The organism is Streptomyces himastatinicus ATCC 53653 (assembly GCF_000158915.1).
GTDB lineage: Bacteria > Actinomycetota > Actinomycetes > Streptomycetales > Streptomycetaceae > Streptomyces > Streptomyces himastatinicus.
This window is the reverse complement of record NZ_GG657754.1, coordinates 1528489-1545964: the sequence shown is the minus strand read 5'-3', so window position 1 is coordinate 1545964 and position 17476 is coordinate 1528489. Positions and strand designations below refer to the sequence as shown.

Here is a 17476-nt window from a genome sequence, read left to right as displayed (position 1 = left end):
CACTCCACCGTGTCCGCCGCGGGGGCGGGCAGCGGCCCCTCGGCCGCGGCGGCGAGCAGCGCCGCCTCGCGCCGGGCGAACCCCGCCTCCCAGTGCGCCGCCAGCCCCGGCGCCGCGCCCTTCCCGTCCGCCAGCCGCAGCGGCAGGCCGATCCGGCGGAAGGCGAGATGGAACGGGAACGGCGACATCCGCAGGCCCGTGGCACCCGTGGCGCTCAGGGAGCCGATGGCGGACGCCCCGTAGTCCAGCGGCATCCGCACCGCCAGATCCGGCACCGTGAGGACGAGCGGCTGCGCGGGCGTGGACAGATGCGTCGCCACATTGCGGGTGCCGCGCAGCCGGTGCAGCCCCAGCTCCGTCACCCGCCACCGGGCACGCGGCAACAGCCGCGCCAGGGCCGCGCCCAGGACGTACGCGCCGAGCGCCACCGCGAAGGGCACCAGCAGCCGCGACACCGGGTCGTCGGCGAGGGCGTACGCGACCCCGGCGGCGGCCGGGGCGATGAGCGGAGGCAGCCACCCGGGCGCGAAGCCCCGGCGCCGCGGGGCGCTCTCCAGTAGCGAGGGTGGATGCGGTGACTGCGGCATGTGGCGGCGCTCCCCGTTGCGCGATGCGGTCGATGACACGTGAACGAGTCGATGACCCGTGAACGAGCCCACATCGTGCCAGAGCCCTCCGGGCCGTACGCTCCCGGTGGGCGATCACCGCAATCGCCCGTGCCGTCGAGAGAGGGGCCCGCCCGTGCGACCGACCGATGCCCTGCGCCACATCCTGATCGCCGCCACGGCCGCCGCCGTGCTGGCCGGGGGAGCAGGAGGAGCCGTCGCGGCGCCCGTGGCTCCGTCCCATGGCCAACTGCGGCCGCTGGCCGGGCTGTCCGCCGACCGGCTGCTGGTCGCTGACCAGGTCGCCGCCGCCAAGTGGGGCACCGACAGCCCGATCGACGACCCGGCCCGGGAGAAGGAGGTGCTGGACGCGGTCGCGGAGCAGGCCGAGGAGGCGGGTGCCTCCCCCGGGGCGACCGTACGGATCTTCCGCGACCAGATCGAGGCGAGCAAGGTCGTCCAGCGCGGCCTGTACCGGAAGTGGCAGGCCGACCCGTCCTCGGCGCCCACCGAACGCCCCGACCTCGCGAAGATCCGGCTGGAGATCAACCGGATCAACGGCGAACTGGTGCACGCCATCGCGGACTCGGCGACCGCCCGTACCGCCCCCTCGTGCCCGGGCCTCCTGCTGGCCAGAGCCCTGGCCACGGGTCACGAGAAGCGGCTGGACGGGCTGCACGCGGTGGCGCTGACCCGCGCGCTGCCGTCGGTGTGCGAGACGGCGCCCTAGATTGACGGTACGGACCGCCGACGGCGCAGCAGCCGTACGGCCATCGGGCCCGCCAGGGACGCCAGCGCCAGGCACAGGATGCCCGCGGACACCGGGCGGGTGAGGAAGACCGTCCAGTCGCCCTCGCTGAAGGCCAGCGCACGGCGGAACTGGGTCTCGGTCATGGGCCCGAGGACCGCGCCGAGGATCAACGGGGCCACCGGATAGCCGGTACGCCGCATCAGGAAGCCGAGGACGCCGAAGGCCACCGCGATGGCGAGGTCGACGGCGTTCTGCGACAGCGCGTACACGCCGAGGGTGGCGAAGACGATGATGCCCGCGGTCAGCAGCGGCCGGGGCAGCTTCAGCAGCCTCACCCACAGCGGGATCATGGGGAGGTTGAGCACGAGCAGCATCACATTGCCGATGTACAGGCTCGCGATCAGCGTCCACACCAGTGCGGACTGGGTCTGGAACAGCTGCGGCCCGGGCTGCACGTCGTACATCTGAAAGGCGATCAGCAGCACGCTCGCCGTCGCCGACGTGGGGATGCCGAGCGTGAGCAGGGGCATCAGCACACCGGAGAAGGCGGCGTTGTTGGCGGCCTCGGGACCGGCCACGCCCTCGATGGCGCCCTTGCCGAACTGCTTCTTGTGCTGGGAGAGCCTGCGTTCGAGGTTGTAGCTGAGGAAGGTGGGGATCTCCGCGCCGCCCGCCGGGAGGGCGCCGATCGGCAGGCCGATGGCGGTGCCGCGCAGCCAGGGCTTCCAGGAGCGCCCCCAGTCCTCGCGGCTCATCCCGATCCGCCCGCCCACCGGAAGCATCTGTTCTTCGGGGGCGCGCCGCATACGGGCCGCGGTGTACAGCCCTTCGCCGATCGCGAAGAGCCCGACGGCGACGGCCACCACCTGGACGCCGTCGTACAGCTCCGGCACGCCGAAGGCGTAGCGGACCTGGCCGGTGAGGCTGTCGATGCCGACGAGCCCGATCGCCAGCCCCAGGAAGAGGCTGCACAGCCCGCGGGCCGGGGCGTCGGCGACGACCGCGGTGACGGTGGCGAACGCGAGGACCATCACGGCGAAGTACTCGGCGGGCTGGATGCTCTCGGCGACCCGGGACATGGCCGGGCCGATGAAGGTGATTGCGACGGTGGAGATCGTCCCGGCCACGAAGGAGCCGATGGCGGCGGTGGCCAGCGCGGCGCCCGCCCGGCCGGAGCGGGCCATGGGATGGCCCTCGAGCGTGGTCGGCACCGAGGCCGTCTCACCGGGGACGTTGAGCAGGATGGCCGTGGTCGAGCCGCCGTACATCCCTCCGTAGTAGATCCCGGCGAACAGCACCAGCGCGCCCACGGGATCGAAGACGTACGTCAGCGGGAGCAGCAGGGCGACGGTGGTGGCGGGGCCGAGCCCGGGCAGCACGCCGACGAGGGAGCCGAGCGTGCAGCCCGCGAAGGCCAGCAGCAGGTGCATCGGGCTGAACGCGCTCGCGAAGCCGTCCGTGAGGTGGGAGAGCACATCCATGTCAGAACGCCAATCGGATGATGCCGGGCGGCAGATGGATGCCCAGCAGACGGTCGAAGAGGATGTACACGGCCAGCGCCAGCACGAGTCCGACAGCCGCGTCCCGCAGCGGCTTGCGGCTGCCCAGGACGCGGGCGACCAGGGTGAACAGCACGGCCGTGGACTGCCAGTAGCCGCAGGGGGTGAGTGCGAAGAGATAGCCGACCAGCAGCCCGAGCAGGGCGGCGACCGGACCCCAGTCGGTGAGCCGGGCCTCCTCGCGCGCCTGTTCCGTCTGCTCCCGGTCGGCGCCACGGAAGGCCTGCACCGTGGAGAACGTGGCCGATACGCACAGCCCCATCCCGACGAGCAGCGGAAACGCCCGCGGGCCCACATCCTGGTCGGTGGCCCGTTCGGGGATGGCGAACGCCCAGCCCAGCACCACCACCCCGGCGGCGAGGAAGAGCAGCGCGGCCACGCGCGGGCCCCAGGGCTGCTGTATTGCCTGTGGCGTGCTCATGAGGTCAGGCCCACGTCGTTCAGTACCTGGGCGACCTGCTTCTGCTGCCGGTCGATCAGCGTGCCGAACTTCGTGTCCGGCAGCCACACCGCCCTCCAGTCGTTCTGTTTCAGGGTCCGTTTCCAGCACGAGGTGCGGCGCATCCGGTCCACCATCGACACGATCGCCCGCCGTTCGCCGTCGCTCAGGCCGGGCGGGGCCATCACACCGCCGGTGCTCACCACGCTCGATCCGCCGTATCCGAGGTCCTTGAGGGTCGGGGCGTTCAGCCCCTCGGGACGCTCGTCGCCGCTGATCGCGAGGACCCGGAGCTTGCCCGCCTCGATCTGCGGGCGGATCTCGGTCAGTGTCGACATGCCGACCTTGGACGCCCCGCTCAGCAGCAGGTTGAGCACTTCGCCGCCCCCGCCGGTCGGCACGTAGGTGATCTTCTTGACGGGGATGCCCCGGGCCTTGGCGAGGGAGGCGACGGTGATGTGGTCGGGGCCGCCCAGGGAACCGCCCACCCAGGACATGCCCTTGGGGTTCCGCTTCATGGCCGCCATCACCGACGTCAGATCGCGGTACGGGGAGCGGGCGGGCACCACGATCACGCTGGGGCTGACGGTCAGCCCGGCGATGGGGGTGAGAGACGAGAGGCCGACCGGGGAGTCGTTCTGCACCGCGCCCCCGGCCATGGTGACCGTGTCCATGGTCATCAGCTGGTACGGGTCGCCGCTGCGGCCGACCATCCGGGCGAGCCCGATGGCTCCGCCCGCGCCCGGCTTGTTGGTGACCGTGACGTCCTCGTCGATGATCTTGCAGCCGGTGAGCGCGGCGCTCATGCCGCGGGCCCGGGCGTCCCAGCCGCCGCCGACGCTGCCGGGGGCCAGGATGGACAGGCCGCGGGAGGGGTAGCCGGCGGCCGCGGTGGAGTCGTCGGCGGAACCGATGGTGCACGCGCTGCTCACCGTGGCCAGCAGGGTGACGGTCAGCACGACGCGCGGACCGTTCCGGAGGAGAGGGGGCATGGAAACGCTCCGTCGCGGAGAGGTGCGGAAATCGGGGGCGGGATCGGGGGCGGCCGGGAAGATGACCGGAGCCTGCGCCCCTCGCGAACCGGCCACAAGACGATTGACAGCAAGGCGTCAATCCCGGACCGTCGACGCATGCCCGTAGTGATCGACCTGGGCCCCGCTCCCGAGGAGCGCATCGCCGGACGGCTGTCCCCGCTCGCCGAGCTGTGCGCCTGCCTGCACGCGCTGGACGAGCCCCGGCACCATCCGGCCAGCCGCCGCTGGGTCGGCGCCGTGCTCCAGGGCGCGGACGAGCGGCTGCTGGCGCGGGCCGCGCAGTGGGCACCGCTGTGGGGCGCGTTCCGCGCCCGCTATCTGCTGCCCCTCACTCCCGGGCCCGAGCGCTCCCTGGAGGAGGAGCTGGCCGACATCGGCGAGCTGCCCGAGGCGACGTTCACGGCCATGACCGAACAGGCCCTGATCGGCCAGAACAGCCACCAGCCGACCGGTGTCCCGGGCAACACCCCCGAACGCTTCCTCGGCAGGCTGCGGCAGATGTCGGACGGCCGGTTCGCGCTGGGAGTGCGGCTGCTCGCCGGGCCCGCCGCGTTCCGGGAGGACCTCACCGACTTCCTGCACGCCGCCGCCGACGAGCTGTTCGAGGGGGAGTGGGCCCGGCTGCGCCGCGCACTGGAGGCGGACGTCCGTATGCGCTTCCAGAAGCACCGGCTGGACGGCGCCCGGGCGCTCGCCGACTTCCCCACCGCCCGGGTCGAGGACGATCCGCCGCGGGTCGTCTTCGACAAGCTGTACAACGGTCGGGCCAGCCTCGCCGACGTCCCGTGCCTGCTGGTGCCCTCGCGGCACATCAACCCGCATGTGGCGATCAAGCACTACCCCGGCTATCCGGTGGTCGTGCAGTACCCGGTGCGGGGAGACGGCGACGGGGAGCCGCCCGCCATGGACGAGGTGCTGCGCCGGGTGCGGGCGCTGGACGAGCCCCTGCGCGTCCGGGTGTGCCGCGTCCTGCTGCGGCAGTCGATGACGACGACCGAGCTGGCCAGCCACTTCGACACCACCCCGCCGCAGATGTCGCGCCATCTGCGCAAACTCCGGGAGGCCGGAATGGTGCACACCCACCGGCAGGGCGCCCGGGTGCATTACCAGCTGGACGAGGAAGCCGTCCGCACCCTCGGCGTCGATCTGCTCTCCGCACTGCGCCGCTGACACCGTCCCGGTCATTGACGCCTGCGCGGCAATCATCTTGAGCCGCCGCCGACGCACCCGTGATCGTGACGGGCACCGCCCCATGTCGGTGGCGGCGCATCGCAGGAGGACATGTGACACCGCGCATCAAGACCACCAAGGCGTTCTACCGCACCGGCGCCACCACCTTCTTCGCCTCACAGCACGATCAGCGGTTCTCCTACAGCCTGCACGTGCCCTCCGTGCACGAGACCACCACCACACCGCTCCCGCTGCTGGTGATCCAGCACGGCACCGGCCGCACGGCGGCCGAGTACCGGAACGCGATGGCGGAGTTCTCCGAGCGGCACGGCGTCGTCATCCTCACCCCGCTGTTCCCCGCGGCCATCGGCGACCCGGACGACCTGCACAACTTCAAGTTCATCGAGTACGACGGCATCCGCTACGACCGGGAGCTGCTGGCGATCGTCGACGAGGTCGGGACGCGCTTCACCGTCGACACCGACCGGTTCATGCTCCAGGGCTTCTCGGGCGGCGGGCAGTTCGCCCACCGCTTCCTCTACCTCCACCCGGAGCGGCTGTGCGCCGTGTCGATCGGCGCGCCGGGCCGGGTCACGCTGATCGACCCGGACCGTGAATGGTGGCTGGGCACGGCCGGTTTCGAGGAGCGCTTCGGTGCGCCGGTGCGGCTGGAGGAGATCCGTAAGGTGGCGGTCCACATGGTGGTCGGCGCCGAGGACACCGAGACCTGGGAGATCAACAACCCGGGCGACTCCAACTGGATGGACGGCGCCGACGCCCTGGGCCGGACCCGGGTCGAGCGGATCACCGCACTGCGCGACAACTACGTCGCGCTCGGGATCGACGTCACCCTCGACATCGTGCCGGGGGTCGGACACAGCGGCACGGGCGTCCTGGACGCGGTCCGCGACTTCGCCGCCCGCGTCCTGACCACTCGATAGGGTCGCGGGCCGCTACGCCCCGGTGCCGTCTCCGGCCGCGACCGTGCGGGCCCAGCGGTAGTCGGCCTTGCCGCTGGGGGAGCGCTGGATGCGGTCGGTGAAGACGACGGTACGGGGGATCTTGTACCCGGCGAGCCGGGTGCGGCAGTGGTCCCGCACCGCGTCGGCGGTGAGGGCATCGGCCCCCTCCCGCGGCTGGACGACGGCCGCCACGCGATTGCCCCAGCGCTCGTCGGGGACGCCCGCCACCAGCGCGTCGTACACGTCCGGATGGGCCTTCAGGGCCTGTTCGACCTCCTCCGGGTACACCTTCTCGCCACCGGTGTTGATGCACTGGGAACCCCGGCCGAGGACCGTGATCACGCCGTCCTCGTCGACCGTCGCCATGTCGCCGAGGAGCACCCAGCGTTCGCCGTCCGCCTCGAAGAAGGTCTCGGCCGTCTTCTTCGGGTCGTTGTAGTAGCCGAGCGGCACATGGCCGCGCTGGGCGACCCGGCCCGGTTCCCCGGGCGCGACGGGACGGTGGGTCGCCGGGTCGACGACGGCCGTACGGTCGTTGACACGCACGCGGAAGCCCCGCTCGGGGCCGGAGTCCTCGGTGGCGGTGCCGTTGAACCCGGACTCCGATGAGCCGAAGTTGTTGAGCATCAGGGTGTGCGGCGCGAGCGCGGCGAACTGGGCGCGCACGGTGTCCGAGAGGATCGCCCCGGAGCTGCTGACGCTGAGCAGCGGGGAGAGGTCGATGTCCTTCAGCGGTCCGGTGAGGGCGTCCACCAGGGGCCGCAGCATCGCGTCCCCGACCAGGGACACGGTACTGACCTTCTCCTTTTCGATCGTCCTCAGCACCTCCTCGGGCACGAACTTCCGGTGGAGGACCACCTTCTGACCGAAGTTGAGGCCGATGAAGGTCGTGAGGGTCGAGGTGCCGTGCATCAGCGGTGCGGTGGGGAAGAAGACCAGGCCGTCGCCGGAGGCCGCCACCCGTTCGGCCAGCTCCTCGGGGCGGCCGACCGGAACGCCGGTCGGCGCGCCGCCGCCGAGCCCGGAGAAGAAGAGGTCCTCCTGCCGCCACATCACGCCCTTGGGCATGCCGGTGGTGCCGCCGGTGTAGATGATGAAGCGGTCGTCCGCGGAGCGGGGCGCGAAGCCGCGCCCGGCCGCGCCCGACGCCTCGGCCTCGGCGAACGGGACGGCGCCGGGCGCGCCCTCCCCGGCGCCCACCTGGACCAGGTGGCGCAGGGTGTCCGTACGCGGCAGCGCGGCGGCCACCCGGTCGCCGAACTCGGCGTCGTAGACCAGGGCGGTCAGATCGGCATCGCGGTAGAGATAGACCAGCTCGTCTTCCACATAGCGGTAGTTGACGTTCACCGGGACGGCCCGGATCTTCAGGCAGGCCAGGACGGTCTGGAGGTACTCGACACCGTTGAACAGGTGCAGCCCCACATGCTCGCCCGGTGCGACCCCGCTGTTCCTCAGGTGGTGGGCGAGCCGGTTGGCGGCGGCGTCCAGCTGGGCGTAGCTCAGCCGCCGCTCGGCGCCGGTGCCCGGATGGTCGGCGTACACCAGCGCTTCTCTGTCGGGCACCGTGTCCACGATCGACTCGAACAGGTCGGCAAGGTTGTACTCCACGGCTCCTCCTGACCTGACATCGGGCGGGCTCGGCGCTCATGACAGCACCGCGGGGGAGAGGTGGGAAGGGCCGCGGCCAAAAAATCTGACTGCCCATCAGATTCCTATTGAAGTCGCTCCGCCGCTCCTGCAACCTGTTCTAGGTCTGAGACGGGAGGACTGCTGTGCCGCACGGGACCGAACACCTCATCGTCGAGCGCATAGGCGCCACGCTGGTGCTGACGCTCAACCGGCCTGAGGCCAAGAACGCGCTCTCGTTGCCCATGCTGGTCGGGCTGTACGACGGCTGGATCGAGGCCGACGAGGACGACACCGTCCGGTCCGTCGTGCTCACCGGCGCCGGCGGTGTCTTCTGCGCCGGGATGGACCTCAAGGCGCTCGCGGGCGGCGGCCGGATGGAGGGGCAGCACTACCGGGACCGGCTGAAGGCCGACCCCGACCTCCACTGGAAGGCCATGCTCCGCCACCACCGGCCGCGCAAACCGGTGATCGCCGCCGTCGAGGGCCACTGCGTGGCGGGCGGCACCGAGATCCTCCAGGGCACCGACATCCGGGTGGCGGGCCGCGGCGCCACCTTCGGGCTGTACGAGGTCCGGCGCGGGCTCTTCCCCATCGGCGGCTCCACGGTCCGGCTGGCCCGCCAGGTGCCGCGCACCCACGCCCTGGAGATGCTGCTCACCGGCCGCCCGTACGCCGCCGGGGAGGCCGAGCGGATCGGGCTGATCGGCCAGGTGGTGGACGACGGCACCGCGCTGAAGAAGGCCCTGGAGATCGCCGAACTCATCAACGCCAACGGCCCGCTCGCCGTCGAGGCGGTCAAGGCATCCGTCTACGAGACCGCCGAGATGACCGAAACCGATGGCCTCGCGTCCGAACTCGAGCGCGGCTGGCCCATCTTCGACACCGCCGACGCCAAAGAGGGATCGAAGGCCTTCGCGGAGAAACGCCCCCCGGTCTACCGCCGGGCCTAGGGCCCCGCTGCCAGCAGAAGGAGACGCCCCATGACACCGGCTCCCGCCCCCGAGGTGCTGAAGGCCCCTCTCGTGGTCGAGTTCCCCTTCACCCGCTCCCTCGGCCCCGTCCAGAGCGCCTTCCTCACGGGCCTGCGCGAGCGCACCGTGCTCGGCGTACGGACCGCCGGTGGCCGGGTGCTCGTCCCGCCCGTCGAATACGACCCGGACACCGCCGCCGAACTGCGCGACCTGGTCGAGGTCGCCCCCACCGGCACCGTCACCACCTGGGCCTGGAACCCGGCCCCGCGCCGCGGCCAGCCCCTGTCCACCCCCTTCGCCTGGGCGCTGGTACGGCTCGACGGCGCCGACACCGCCCTGCTGCACGCCCTCGACGCGCCGGGGCCGGACGCCGTGCGCACCGGCATGCGGGTACGGGTCCGCTGGGCCGAGGAGCGCGAGGGCTCCATCACCGACATCGCCTGCTTCGAACCGTACGACGGCCCGGCCACTCATGAACCCGGCCCCCACGACGGGGTGTTCGCCGACCCCGTCACCGGCATCGTCGCCCCCGCCCGTCTCGACTACACCTACGCGCCCGGCCGCGCCCAGTCCCGCTACCTCGCCGCCCTCGCCGGGCGGAAGACCGTCGGCGAACGCTGCCCGTCCTGCCGCAAGGTGTACGTACCGCCCCGCGGCGCCTGCCCCACCTGCGGCGTCGCCACCGAGGAACAGGTCGAGGTGGGCCCGGGCGGCACCGTCACCACTTTCTGCATCGTGAACATCAAGGCCCGCAATCTGGATATCGAAGTGCCGTACGTCTACGCGCACATCGCCCTCGACGGTGCCGATCTCGCCCTGCACGGCCGCATCGGCGGCATCCCGTACGACCAGGTGCGCATGGGACTGCGGGTGACGCCCGTATGGACCGAGGGCGGCCGCTACCCCGACCACTACCGGCCCACCGGCGAACCCGACGCCGACTACGACACCTACAAGGAGCTGTTGTAGATGCGAGACGTCGCCATCGTCGCCTTCGGGCAGAGCGGCACCCGGCGCACCAGCGCGGAGGTCTCCGAGGTCGAGATGCTGATGCCCGTCCTCCACCAGGTGCTCGGCGCGGTGGGCTTGAGGGCGGGCGAGATCGACTTCACCTGCTCCGGCTCCTCCGACTACCTCGCGGGCCGCGCCTTCTCCTTCACCATGGCGCTCGACGGCGTCGGCGCCTGGCCGCCCATCGCCGAGTCCCACGTCGAGATGGACGGCGCCTGGGCGCTCTACGAAGCCTGGGTCAAGCTGCTGACCGGCGAGGCGGACACCGCGCTCGTCTACTCCTACGGAAAGTCCTCGCCCGGCGATCTGCCCGAGGTCCTCACCCGCCAGCTCGACCCGTACTACGTCGCCCCCTTGTGGCCCGACTCGGTCTCCCTCGCCGCCCTCCAGGCCCAGGCGCTCATCGACGCGGGCGACACCGACGAACGCGCCCTCGCCGAGGTCGCCGCGCGCGGCCGCAACGCCGCCGCGGACAACCGGCACGCCCAGGTGACCCGCTCCGCCCCGCCCGGCGCCCTCCTCGACGCCCCGTACCTGGTGCGCCCGCTGCGCCGCCACGACTGCCCGCCCATCGGCGACGGCGCGGCCGCCGTGGTGCTCGCCGCCGGGGACACCGCGCGGCGGCTGTGCGCCCGCCCCGCGTGGATCCGCGGCATGGACCACCGCATCGAACCGCACGGCCTGGGCGTCCGGGACCTCACCCGCTCCCCGTCGACCCGGCTCGCCGCGACCCGCGCCGGGGCCTTCGAGGCGCCCGTCGACCTCGCCGAACTCCACGCCCCGTTCACCTCGCAGGAGATCATCCTGCGCCGCGAACTGGAGCTGGACGACGGTGTACGCCTCAACCCGTCCGGCGGGGCACCGGCCGCGAACCCCATGATGGCCGCCGGGCTCATCCGGCTCGGCGAGGCCGCCGCCGCCCTCCACCGCGGCGACGCCGACCGGGCGCTGGCCCACGCCACCTCCGGCCCCTGCCTCCAGCAGAACCTGGTCGCCGTCCTGGAAGGGGAAGCCCGGTGAGCCGTCCAGTGAGCAAGGAACCGGTGGCCGTCGTAGGAATCGGCCAGACCAAGCACACCGCCGCCCGGCGCGACGTCTCGATCGCCGGACTGGTCCGGGAGGCCGCCGTACGGGCCCTGGAGGACGCCGAGCTGACCTGGGCGGACATCGACGCCGTGGTCATCGGCAAGGCGCCCGACTTCTTCGAGGGCGTCATGATGCCCGAGCTGTACCTCGCCGACGCGCTCGGCGCGGTCGGCAAGCCCATGCTGCGCGTGCACACCGCCGGATCGGTCGGCGGCTCCACCGCGCTCGTCGCCGCCAACCTGGTCGCCGCCCGCGTCCACCGCACCGTGCTCACCCTGGCGTTCGAGAAGCAGTCCGAGTCCAACGCCATGTGGGGGCTCTCGCTGCCCGTCCCCTTCCAGCAGCCGCTGCTGGCCGGGGCGGGCGGATTCTTCGCGCCGCACGTCCGCGCGTACATGCGGCGCACGGGCGCGCCCCCGGCGATCGGCGCGCTCGTCGCGTACAAGGACCGCCGCAACGCCCTGCTCAACCCCTACGCCCATCTCCACGAACAGGATCTGACGCTGGAGAAGGTGCAGTCCTCGCCGATGCTGTGGGACCCCATCCGCTACTCCGAGACCTGCCCCTCCTCCGACGGCGCGTGCGCCATGGTGCTCACCGACCGCACCGGTGCCTCCCGCGCCCCCCGGCCGCCCGCCTGGATGCACGGCGGCGCGATGCGCAGCGAGCCCACGCTCTTCGCGGGCAAGGACTGCGTCTCGCCGCGCGCCGGGCGCGACTGCGCCGCCGACGTCTACCGGCAGGCCGGGATCACCGACCCGCGCCGGGAGATCGACGCGATCGAGATGTACGTGCCGTTCAGCTGGTACGAGCCGATGTGGCTGGAGAACCTGGGCTTCGCGGCGGAGGGCGAGGGCTGGAAGCTCACCGAGTCCGGGGTGACCGAGATCGGCGGCGACCTCCCCGTCAACCCCTCGGGCGGGGTGCTGTCCACCAACCCGATCGGCGCCTCCGGGATGCTCCGCTTCGCCGAAGCCGCCCTCCAGGTCCGCGGCCGGGCGGGCGAGCACCAGGTCGAGGGGGTGCGCACGGCGCTCGGTCACGCCTACGGCGGGGGTTCGCAGTTCTTCGCCATGTGGGTGGTCGGGGCGGCCCCTCCGTCCACATGAGGCATGCACCCGGACGACACCCGCCGGACAGATCACGTCCTCCTTTCGTGGCCTGTCCGGCACCGGCCGCGATCGCTAGGGTGGGGCCGGGACGACGATCCGGGAGGAGCCGCACGTGGCAGACACCACCACGACCGCACAGCCGCTCAGGGGCAATGGCGAGAAGCCCGACCTCGACCTCACAAGCGCCCAGTGGCAGTCGAGCAGCCAGGGGGTGGGCGATGTCGAGATCGCCTTCGTCGAGGGCTTCATCGCGATGCGCCACGGCCGCCGTCCCGAAGGCCCGGCCCTGATCTTCACCCCGGCCGAGTGGCGCGCCTTCGTCCTGGGCGCGCGCGAGGGCGAGTTCGACCTGACGTGACGCCTCGTCCGGGCCTCGGCGTCCTGACCTGACGCCTCGTCCGGGCTTCGGCGCGGCGCGGCCCCGGCCTCATCCGAGCACGACGCAGCCCCGCTCGCCGAGCGCCCGGACGACCGGGCCGTCGTCGACGCCCTCGTCGAGCGGGTTCCAGCGCAGGTCGAGCTTCTCCAGGGCGGGCAGCTCCGCGACCCAGTCGGGGAGCGTCCGGATCCGGTTGCCGCGCAGATCGAGGTGGCGCAGGCGCGGGAGCCCGCGCAGCGGCTCGGGCACCTCGCTCAGCGCGTTCTCCCGCAGCTCCAGCTGGCGCAGCGCGCGGAGCGCGGACACCCCGGCGGGCAGGGCGGTGATCCGGTTGCCGCGCAGCCACAGCTCCCGCAGCGCGCTGAGCTGCCCGATCGAGCCGGGCAGCGCGGTCAGTTCGGCGTGCTGCGCGCGCAGCTCCACCAGCCCCGCCATGCCGCCGAGTTCCTCCGGCAGACCCCCGAGCGGGTTCTCGCCGACGTTGAGGTAGCCCAGCCGGTCGAGCCGCCCGAGGGAACGCGGCAGCCGGGGGAGCCGGTTGTCGTGCAGATAGAGGCAGCGGGTCAGCCCCGACAGCTCGCCGATCTCCTCCGGGATCCCGGCGAGCCGGTTGTGGCCGAGGTCCAGGGTGTGCAGCCGCAGCAGCCGTCCGAGGGCAGGCGGGAGGCGGGTGAGTGCGTTGTCGGCGAGGATCAGCACGCGCAGACCGGTGTGCTGCCAGATGGCGTCGGGGGCCTCGGCGAGCCCCGCCTTCCACAGGTTGAGGGTGTCGTTCACATGCCCCTTGATACCCGAACGGCCCGCCGCGGCGGGCCGTTCGTACGTAGCGGATCCGGTCAGCCGGAACCGGGGGCGCTGAGTCCGGCCCACGGTCGTTGGCGGCCGTCGCTGACCGCCGCTATGCCCCGCTCGTCGTAGCGGGCCGTCCGCAGGGACCAGCCCAGGTTGCCGCACATCACGTCACGCATCCCGTCCACGTAGTGGTCCACGTCCCGGCGCAGATCCGTCCCCGCACCCGCGTCGGCGAGCAGCCGGGGCAGCCGGTCCGCGGTCTGCTCGAACCAGCGGTAGCGCGCGTTGGCGAGGCCCGCGATGTGCTCGACCGCGTCCTCCAGGGTGCCGCCGTGGCACTGGTGGCGGACGATGACGGTGTTGTGGAGGTCCCCGGCGGCCAGCTCCTTGTCCAGGGAGGCGATGTCGTTGGTGAAGACGACGACGTCGTCCGTGGCCTCCCGCATCCGGGCCAGCGGATGGCCGCCGTGCAGCGCGGCGGGGAGGGCGTAGCCGCCGAAGCGCTCGTTCAGGTCCAGGCACGGCTGCACGCCGATCGAGTGGCGGCGCAGCGCCAGCACGGCGTCCACCGAGAGCGGCGGCCCTTGTGTGCCGGAGCGGTCGAGCGCCTCGCGGTGATAGGAGTGCAGATACTCCAGCCAGTGGTGGCGGAAACGTTCCCGCCATACCGGTGGGCGGCCCGCGTGGATGCGCCGCCACAGATCACGGAAGCTCTCCAGCAGGGGCCCGCCGCCCTGCCCCGGTGCGTCGTCCGGCTCCTCGGTGACCCGTATGACGTCCCGCACCATCCGCGCCACCGCCTCCGGACGGCACCCGAGTTCACCGTCGAACTGATCATCGAAGACGAAGTACCAGCCGATGAGATCATTGCCCACGTCCAGTTCCGCACCGGTCGTCCGGGGATAGAACAGGCCGTTCAGCAGGTCGAATCGGAGCGCGTCGTACTCGGCGACCGCGCCACCGGCCCGGAACACGCCGTACCGCGACAGCCACTGGACGGTGTGCACTCTGGCGGCCCCGGTTCCGGGGCTGGGGTCGGCCGAGGCCGGAATGTCGAGCAGGGCCGCCCGGCTCAGCAGTGCCGCATGCCGGGCGTGCGGGCGCGAAGTAGTCGTGTACGTCGCGTTCATGGCGGTATCGCCCCCCTTCGGGCTCCGGGGAAGGCCGCGCCGCCCAATACCACAACCCCCCGCGGCGACGGGCCGACCCGATGAATCCGGTCATCCTCGCGTGGTGAACGTGCCATCGATAGAGCGCGAGTTGAATTGGCGTGTGCCATTGGCAATGCCAGAAGGAAATACCCGCATACCGGGCTACGGAGCGTGCCAGACAGGCTACGCTCGGCGTTACTCGCCGAAGGGGATCGAACGTGGCGGACATGAGGGACCGGCAGGACCGGACACGTCGGGCACTGCTGGAGCGGGAGGCCGAACTCGCGGCGGTCGACCACGCGTTGACCGATCTGTGCGGATCCGACCCCGGCGATCCGTCCGGCACCCGCACCGGCGGAGTGATCGCCTTCGCCGGGCCGGGCGGCCTCGGCAAGACCGCGCTGCTCGGCGAGATGCGCCGCAGAGCCGCCCACCGCGGCTGCACCGTGATGTCGGCGCGCGGCGGCGAGCACGAACAGGGCGCCGCGTTCCACGTCGTACGGCAGCTCTTCCAGCCCGTGCTCGCGACCACCGGCGAGGAGGAGCACCGCAGAATCCTGGGCAGCTGGTACGACATCGTCGCGCCCGCCGTGGGCCTGGTGGTCTCCGGGAGCGGCGGCGCGCCCGATCCGCAGGGCGTGCGCGACGGCCTGGACTGGCTGGTCACCCGGTTCGCGGTGGAGCACGCCCCGGTCGTCATGATCCTGGACGACGTCCACTGGGCCGACCCCGAATCCCTGGACTGGCTCCTCCGGGTTCGCCGCCCGCGCCGTGGAACCTGCCCCTGCTGCTCGCCGTCGGCTACCGCCCGGAAGACCTGACCGCCGACGCCGTCGTCGTTGCGCGGCTTCACCGAACAGGCAAGGCTCGCGCGCGCATGTGCTCGACACCGCTCATCCGCCCGGGTCGCAGATCGTGCGGGACGTCCTCGCGAGAGCCGACGAGCGTCTGCCGCGAGTGCTGGGCGTGACCGGCGGCAACCCCTTCGAGGTCGTCGAGCTGACCGCCAAGGTCCGTGACCGCGATCTGAAACCGCAGACGGTCAACCTCGGAGCCCTGCGCGAACTGGTCGCCGCCGCGAAGGACAGCGGTCTCGGCGACCGGCTGACCCGGCTCGGCACCGCCGCCGTCCGCCTCGCCTGGGCCGTCGCCGTCCTCGGTATCGAGGCCACCCCGTCGCTGACGGCCAACGTCGCCGGGCTCAGCGAGACCGAGACCGCCGAGCAGGTGGCGCGGCTCGCGGACGCCCGTATCCTCGCCCCGCCGCGGCAGAGCGCCCGCGGTGCCCAGCCGCTGGAATTCCTCCACCCGCTCATCGCCACCGCCGTCTACCAGGCCATCCCCGGCGCGCTGCGCGTGGCCATGCACGGCCAGGCCGCCACCGTGGTGCTCGCCGCGGGCCTGGGCTCCGCGGCCGCCGGGCGCCATCTGCTGGAGATGCACCCCGAGGGCGACTCCTGGGTGGTGCGCCACCTCAGGGAGGCCGCCCGGGAGTATCTGCGGGCCGGGGCGCCCGACGCCGGGCGCCGCTGCCTCGCCCGCGCCCTGCGCGAACCGCCCGCCCCGGAGGAGCGCGCCGCCGTCCTGTACGAGCTGGGCTGCTCCGCCCAGCTCACCGAGCCCGCCGTCACCGTCAACCATCTGCGGGCCGCCCTGGAGGAGCCGGACCTCGGCTCCGACCTGCGCGAGGCGATCACCTACCGGCTCGCCCAGGCGTACGGCCACAGCGGCCGCATGGAGGAGGCCGCGCAGGTCGTCGCGGCCGAGGTGCCCCGCGCCACCAGCGCCCGCACCCGGCTGCGCATGCAGGCCGAGCAGTTCATGTGGAGCATGTTCCGCGCCGACGAGAAGGAGTCCCCCGCCCGCTCCCGGCGCCTCGCCCGGCTCGCCGACCACCTCACCGGCCGCGGCATGGCCGAGCGCTATCTGCTGGGCCTGCGCGCCTGGGACGCGATGACGCGCGGAGAACCGGCGGCCACCGCCCTGCACTATGCGGAAGAGGCCCTGGGCTCCGGCCTGAGCTGGACCGACGACGACTGGGGCTTCGAGGTGCCGATCCTGGTCGCCCTGATCTTCCTCCACTGCGACCAGCCCGGACGCGCCGAGGCGCTGTTCAACACCGGCATAGCGGAATGCGAGCGCAAGGGCTGGCGCGGCTCCCACCTGGCGTTCGGGATCACCCTCCTCGGATACGCCCGGCTGCGCCGCGGAGCGCTCGTCGAGGCGGAGGAGCTGGCCCGCGAGGGCATGCGCATCGCCGACCTCGTGGGCTCCTCGACGCCCGCGCACTGGACCGCCGTCGGCACCCTCATCGAGACCCTGATCAGCCGCGGCCGGATCCGGGAGGCGCAGGAGTTCGCGGCCGGCCACGGCGGTGAGATCCTCCCGCAGGCCGTGCTCTGCCCCGACGTGCCCACCGTCCGCGGCGAACTGCTGCTCGCCTCCAACCTGCACGGCGAGGCCCGCCAGCAGCTCGCCGACGTCGGCCGCCGGATGGACGGCCGCGGTATGCGCAACCCCGTCTGGTGCCCCTGGCAGCTCCACATGGCCCAGGCCCTCGCGCTGACCGACCCGAACCAGGCCGCCGAGGTCGCCGACGACGCGGTGCGCCGCGCCCGCCAGTTCGGCACCCACTCCGCGATCGGCCGGGCGCTGCACAGCGCCGCCGCCGTGGCCCAGGGATCGGAGCGGATCAAGCTACTGGCCGAGGCCGTCAGCCATCTGGAGCGCTCGCCGTCCGCGTACGACCTGGCCGTGGCGCTGGTCGACCACGGCGCCGCCCTGCGCACGCGTCGGCCTGCCCCAGGAGGCCGGGGACCGGCTCT

Annotated in this window: 17 protein-coding genes; 10 read left to right on the top strand and 7 right to left on the bottom strand. The window is 72.6% G+C overall.

All coding sequences use genetic code 11. The features are described 5' to 3' along the window. On the bottom strand, positions 1 to 587 hold a 587-nt coding region (locus SSOG_RS53300), incomplete at its 3' end, for a hypothetical protein (RefSeq protein WP_039936671.1). 154 nt (positions 588 to 741) lie between these two features. On the opposite strand from SSOG_RS53300, the gene SSOG_RS05845 reads away from it, so the two are divergent. Further along, the gene (locus SSOG_RS05845; protein WP_039936670.1) at positions 742 to 1335 is read left to right on the top strand and encodes a chorismate mutase; all 594 of its coding nucleotides are present in this window, start codon (positions 742 to 744) and stop codon (positions 1333 to 1335) included. Here the strand turns inward: SSOG_RS05845 and SSOG_RS05840 are convergent. Genes SSOG_RS05840 through SSOG_RS05830 form a run of 3 tightly spaced genes read right to left on the bottom strand, consistent with a single transcriptional unit; the run spans position 1332 to position 4346 of the window. Next, positions 1332 to 2837, bottom strand: coding sequence for a tripartite tricarboxylate transporter permease (locus SSOG_RS05840; protein ID WP_009713285.1), 1506 nt, complete (start codon positions 2835 to 2837; stop codon positions 1332 to 1334). The two genes, SSOG_RS05845 and SSOG_RS05840, sit on opposite strands and share 4 nt — an antisense overlap. A gap of 1 nt (position 2838) precedes the next feature. Further along, a complete protein-coding gene (locus SSOG_RS05835) occupies positions 2839 to 3336 on the bottom strand; it encodes a tripartite tricarboxylate transporter TctB family protein (RefSeq protein WP_106516356.1) in 498 nt (165 codons plus the stop codon). Then, positions 3333 to 4346 carry a Bug family tripartite tricarboxylate transporter substrate binding protein gene (locus SSOG_RS05830; RefSeq protein ID WP_078510252.1) on the bottom strand — a complete coding sequence of 338 codons (1014 nt, stop codon included), beginning with the start codon at positions 4344 to 4346 and terminating at the stop codon, positions 3333 to 3335. Before SSOG_RS05830 ends, SSOG_RS05835 begins: the two co-directional genes overlap by 4 nt. A 138-nt stretch (positions 4347 to 4484) precedes the next feature. Between SSOG_RS05830 and SSOG_RS05825 the strand changes: the two genes are divergently transcribed. Both SSOG_RS05825 and SSOG_RS05820 read left to right on the top strand, forming a co-directional pair. Beyond that, a complete protein-coding gene (locus SSOG_RS05825) occupies positions 4485 to 5558 on the top strand; it encodes an ArsR/SmtB family transcription factor (protein ID WP_009713282.1) in 1074 nt (357 codons plus the stop codon). A gap of 113 nt (positions 5559 to 5671) precedes the next feature. Next, positions 5672 to 6499, top strand: coding sequence for an alpha/beta hydrolase family protein (locus SSOG_RS05820; RefSeq protein ID WP_039936669.1), 828 nt, complete (start codon positions 5672 to 5674; stop codon positions 6497 to 6499). 12 nt (positions 6500 to 6511) lie between these two features. Here the strand turns inward: SSOG_RS05820 and SSOG_RS05815 are convergent, their stop codons facing one another. Continuing rightward, positions 6512 to 8128, bottom strand: a complete 1617-nt coding sequence (locus tag SSOG_RS05815; protein ID WP_009713280.1) for an acyl-CoA synthetase — start codon at positions 8126 to 8128, stop codon at positions 6512 to 6514. Positions 8129 to 8292: 164 nt separating this feature from the next. Here SSOG_RS05815 and SSOG_RS05810 point away from each other — a divergent pair, with 164 nt between their 5' ends. The 5 genes from SSOG_RS05810 to SSOG_RS05790 all read left to right on the top strand — a co-directional run bounded on the left by SSOG_RS05810 (position 8293) and on the right by SSOG_RS05790 (position 12687). Continuing rightward, complete coding sequence (locus tag SSOG_RS05810) at positions 8293 to 9099, top strand: crotonase/enoyl-CoA hydratase family protein (RefSeq protein ID WP_009713279.1); 807 nt, start codon at positions 8293 to 8295, stop codon at positions 9097 to 9099. 30 nt (positions 9100 to 9129) lie between these two features. Continuing rightward, positions 9130 to 10089 carry a Zn-ribbon domain-containing OB-fold protein gene (locus SSOG_RS05805; RefSeq protein ID WP_039936668.1) on the top strand — a complete coding sequence of 320 codons (960 nt, stop codon included), beginning with the start codon at positions 9130 to 9132 and terminating at the stop codon, positions 10087 to 10089. Further along, on the top strand, positions 10090 to 11151 hold the full coding sequence (locus SSOG_RS05800; protein ID WP_009713277.1) for a thiolase domain-containing protein: 1062 nt from the start codon (positions 10090 to 10092) through the stop codon (positions 11149 to 11151). 8 nt (positions 11152 to 11159) lie between these two features. Then, a complete protein-coding gene (locus SSOG_RS05795; RefSeq protein WP_009713276.1) occupies positions 11160 to 12326 on the top strand; it encodes a thiolase domain-containing protein in 1167 nt (388 codons plus the stop codon). A 115-nt stretch (positions 12327 to 12441) separates the two neighbouring features. Next, positions 12442 to 12687 carry a DUF397 domain-containing protein gene (locus SSOG_RS05790; RefSeq protein WP_009713275.1) on the top strand — a complete coding sequence of 82 codons (246 nt, stop codon included), beginning with the start codon at positions 12442 to 12444 and terminating at the stop codon, positions 12685 to 12687. A 69-nt stretch (positions 12688 to 12756) separates the two neighbouring features. Here the strand turns inward: SSOG_RS05790 and SSOG_RS48200 are convergent, their stop codons facing one another. Further along, positions 12757 to 13485: a leucine-rich repeat domain-containing protein gene (locus SSOG_RS48200; RefSeq protein ID WP_039940678.1), complete on the bottom strand. Its 729-nt coding sequence runs from the start codon at positions 13483 to 13485 to the stop codon at positions 12757 to 12759. Positions 13486 to 13544: 59 nt separating this feature from the next. Then, positions 13545 to 14630 carry an isoafricanol synthase gene (locus SSOG_RS05780; protein ID WP_009713273.1) on the bottom strand — a complete coding sequence of 362 codons (1086 nt, stop codon included), beginning with the start codon at positions 14628 to 14630 and terminating at the stop codon, positions 13545 to 13547. A 248-nt stretch (positions 14631 to 14878) separates the two neighbouring features. Between SSOG_RS05780 and SSOG_RS55670 the strand changes: the two genes are divergently transcribed. Both SSOG_RS55670 and SSOG_RS05775 read left to right on the top strand, forming a co-directional pair. After that, entirely contained in the window at positions 14879 to 15472 is a 594-nt protein-coding gene (locus tag SSOG_RS55670) for an AAA family ATPase (RefSeq protein ID WP_245606576.1), read from the top strand. Between the two features lie 58 nt (positions 15473 to 15530). Further along, positions 15531 to 17476 (top strand): ATP-binding protein (locus SSOG_RS05775; RefSeq protein ID WP_483754807.1); only part of this gene is annotated, 1946 nt, incomplete at its 3' end.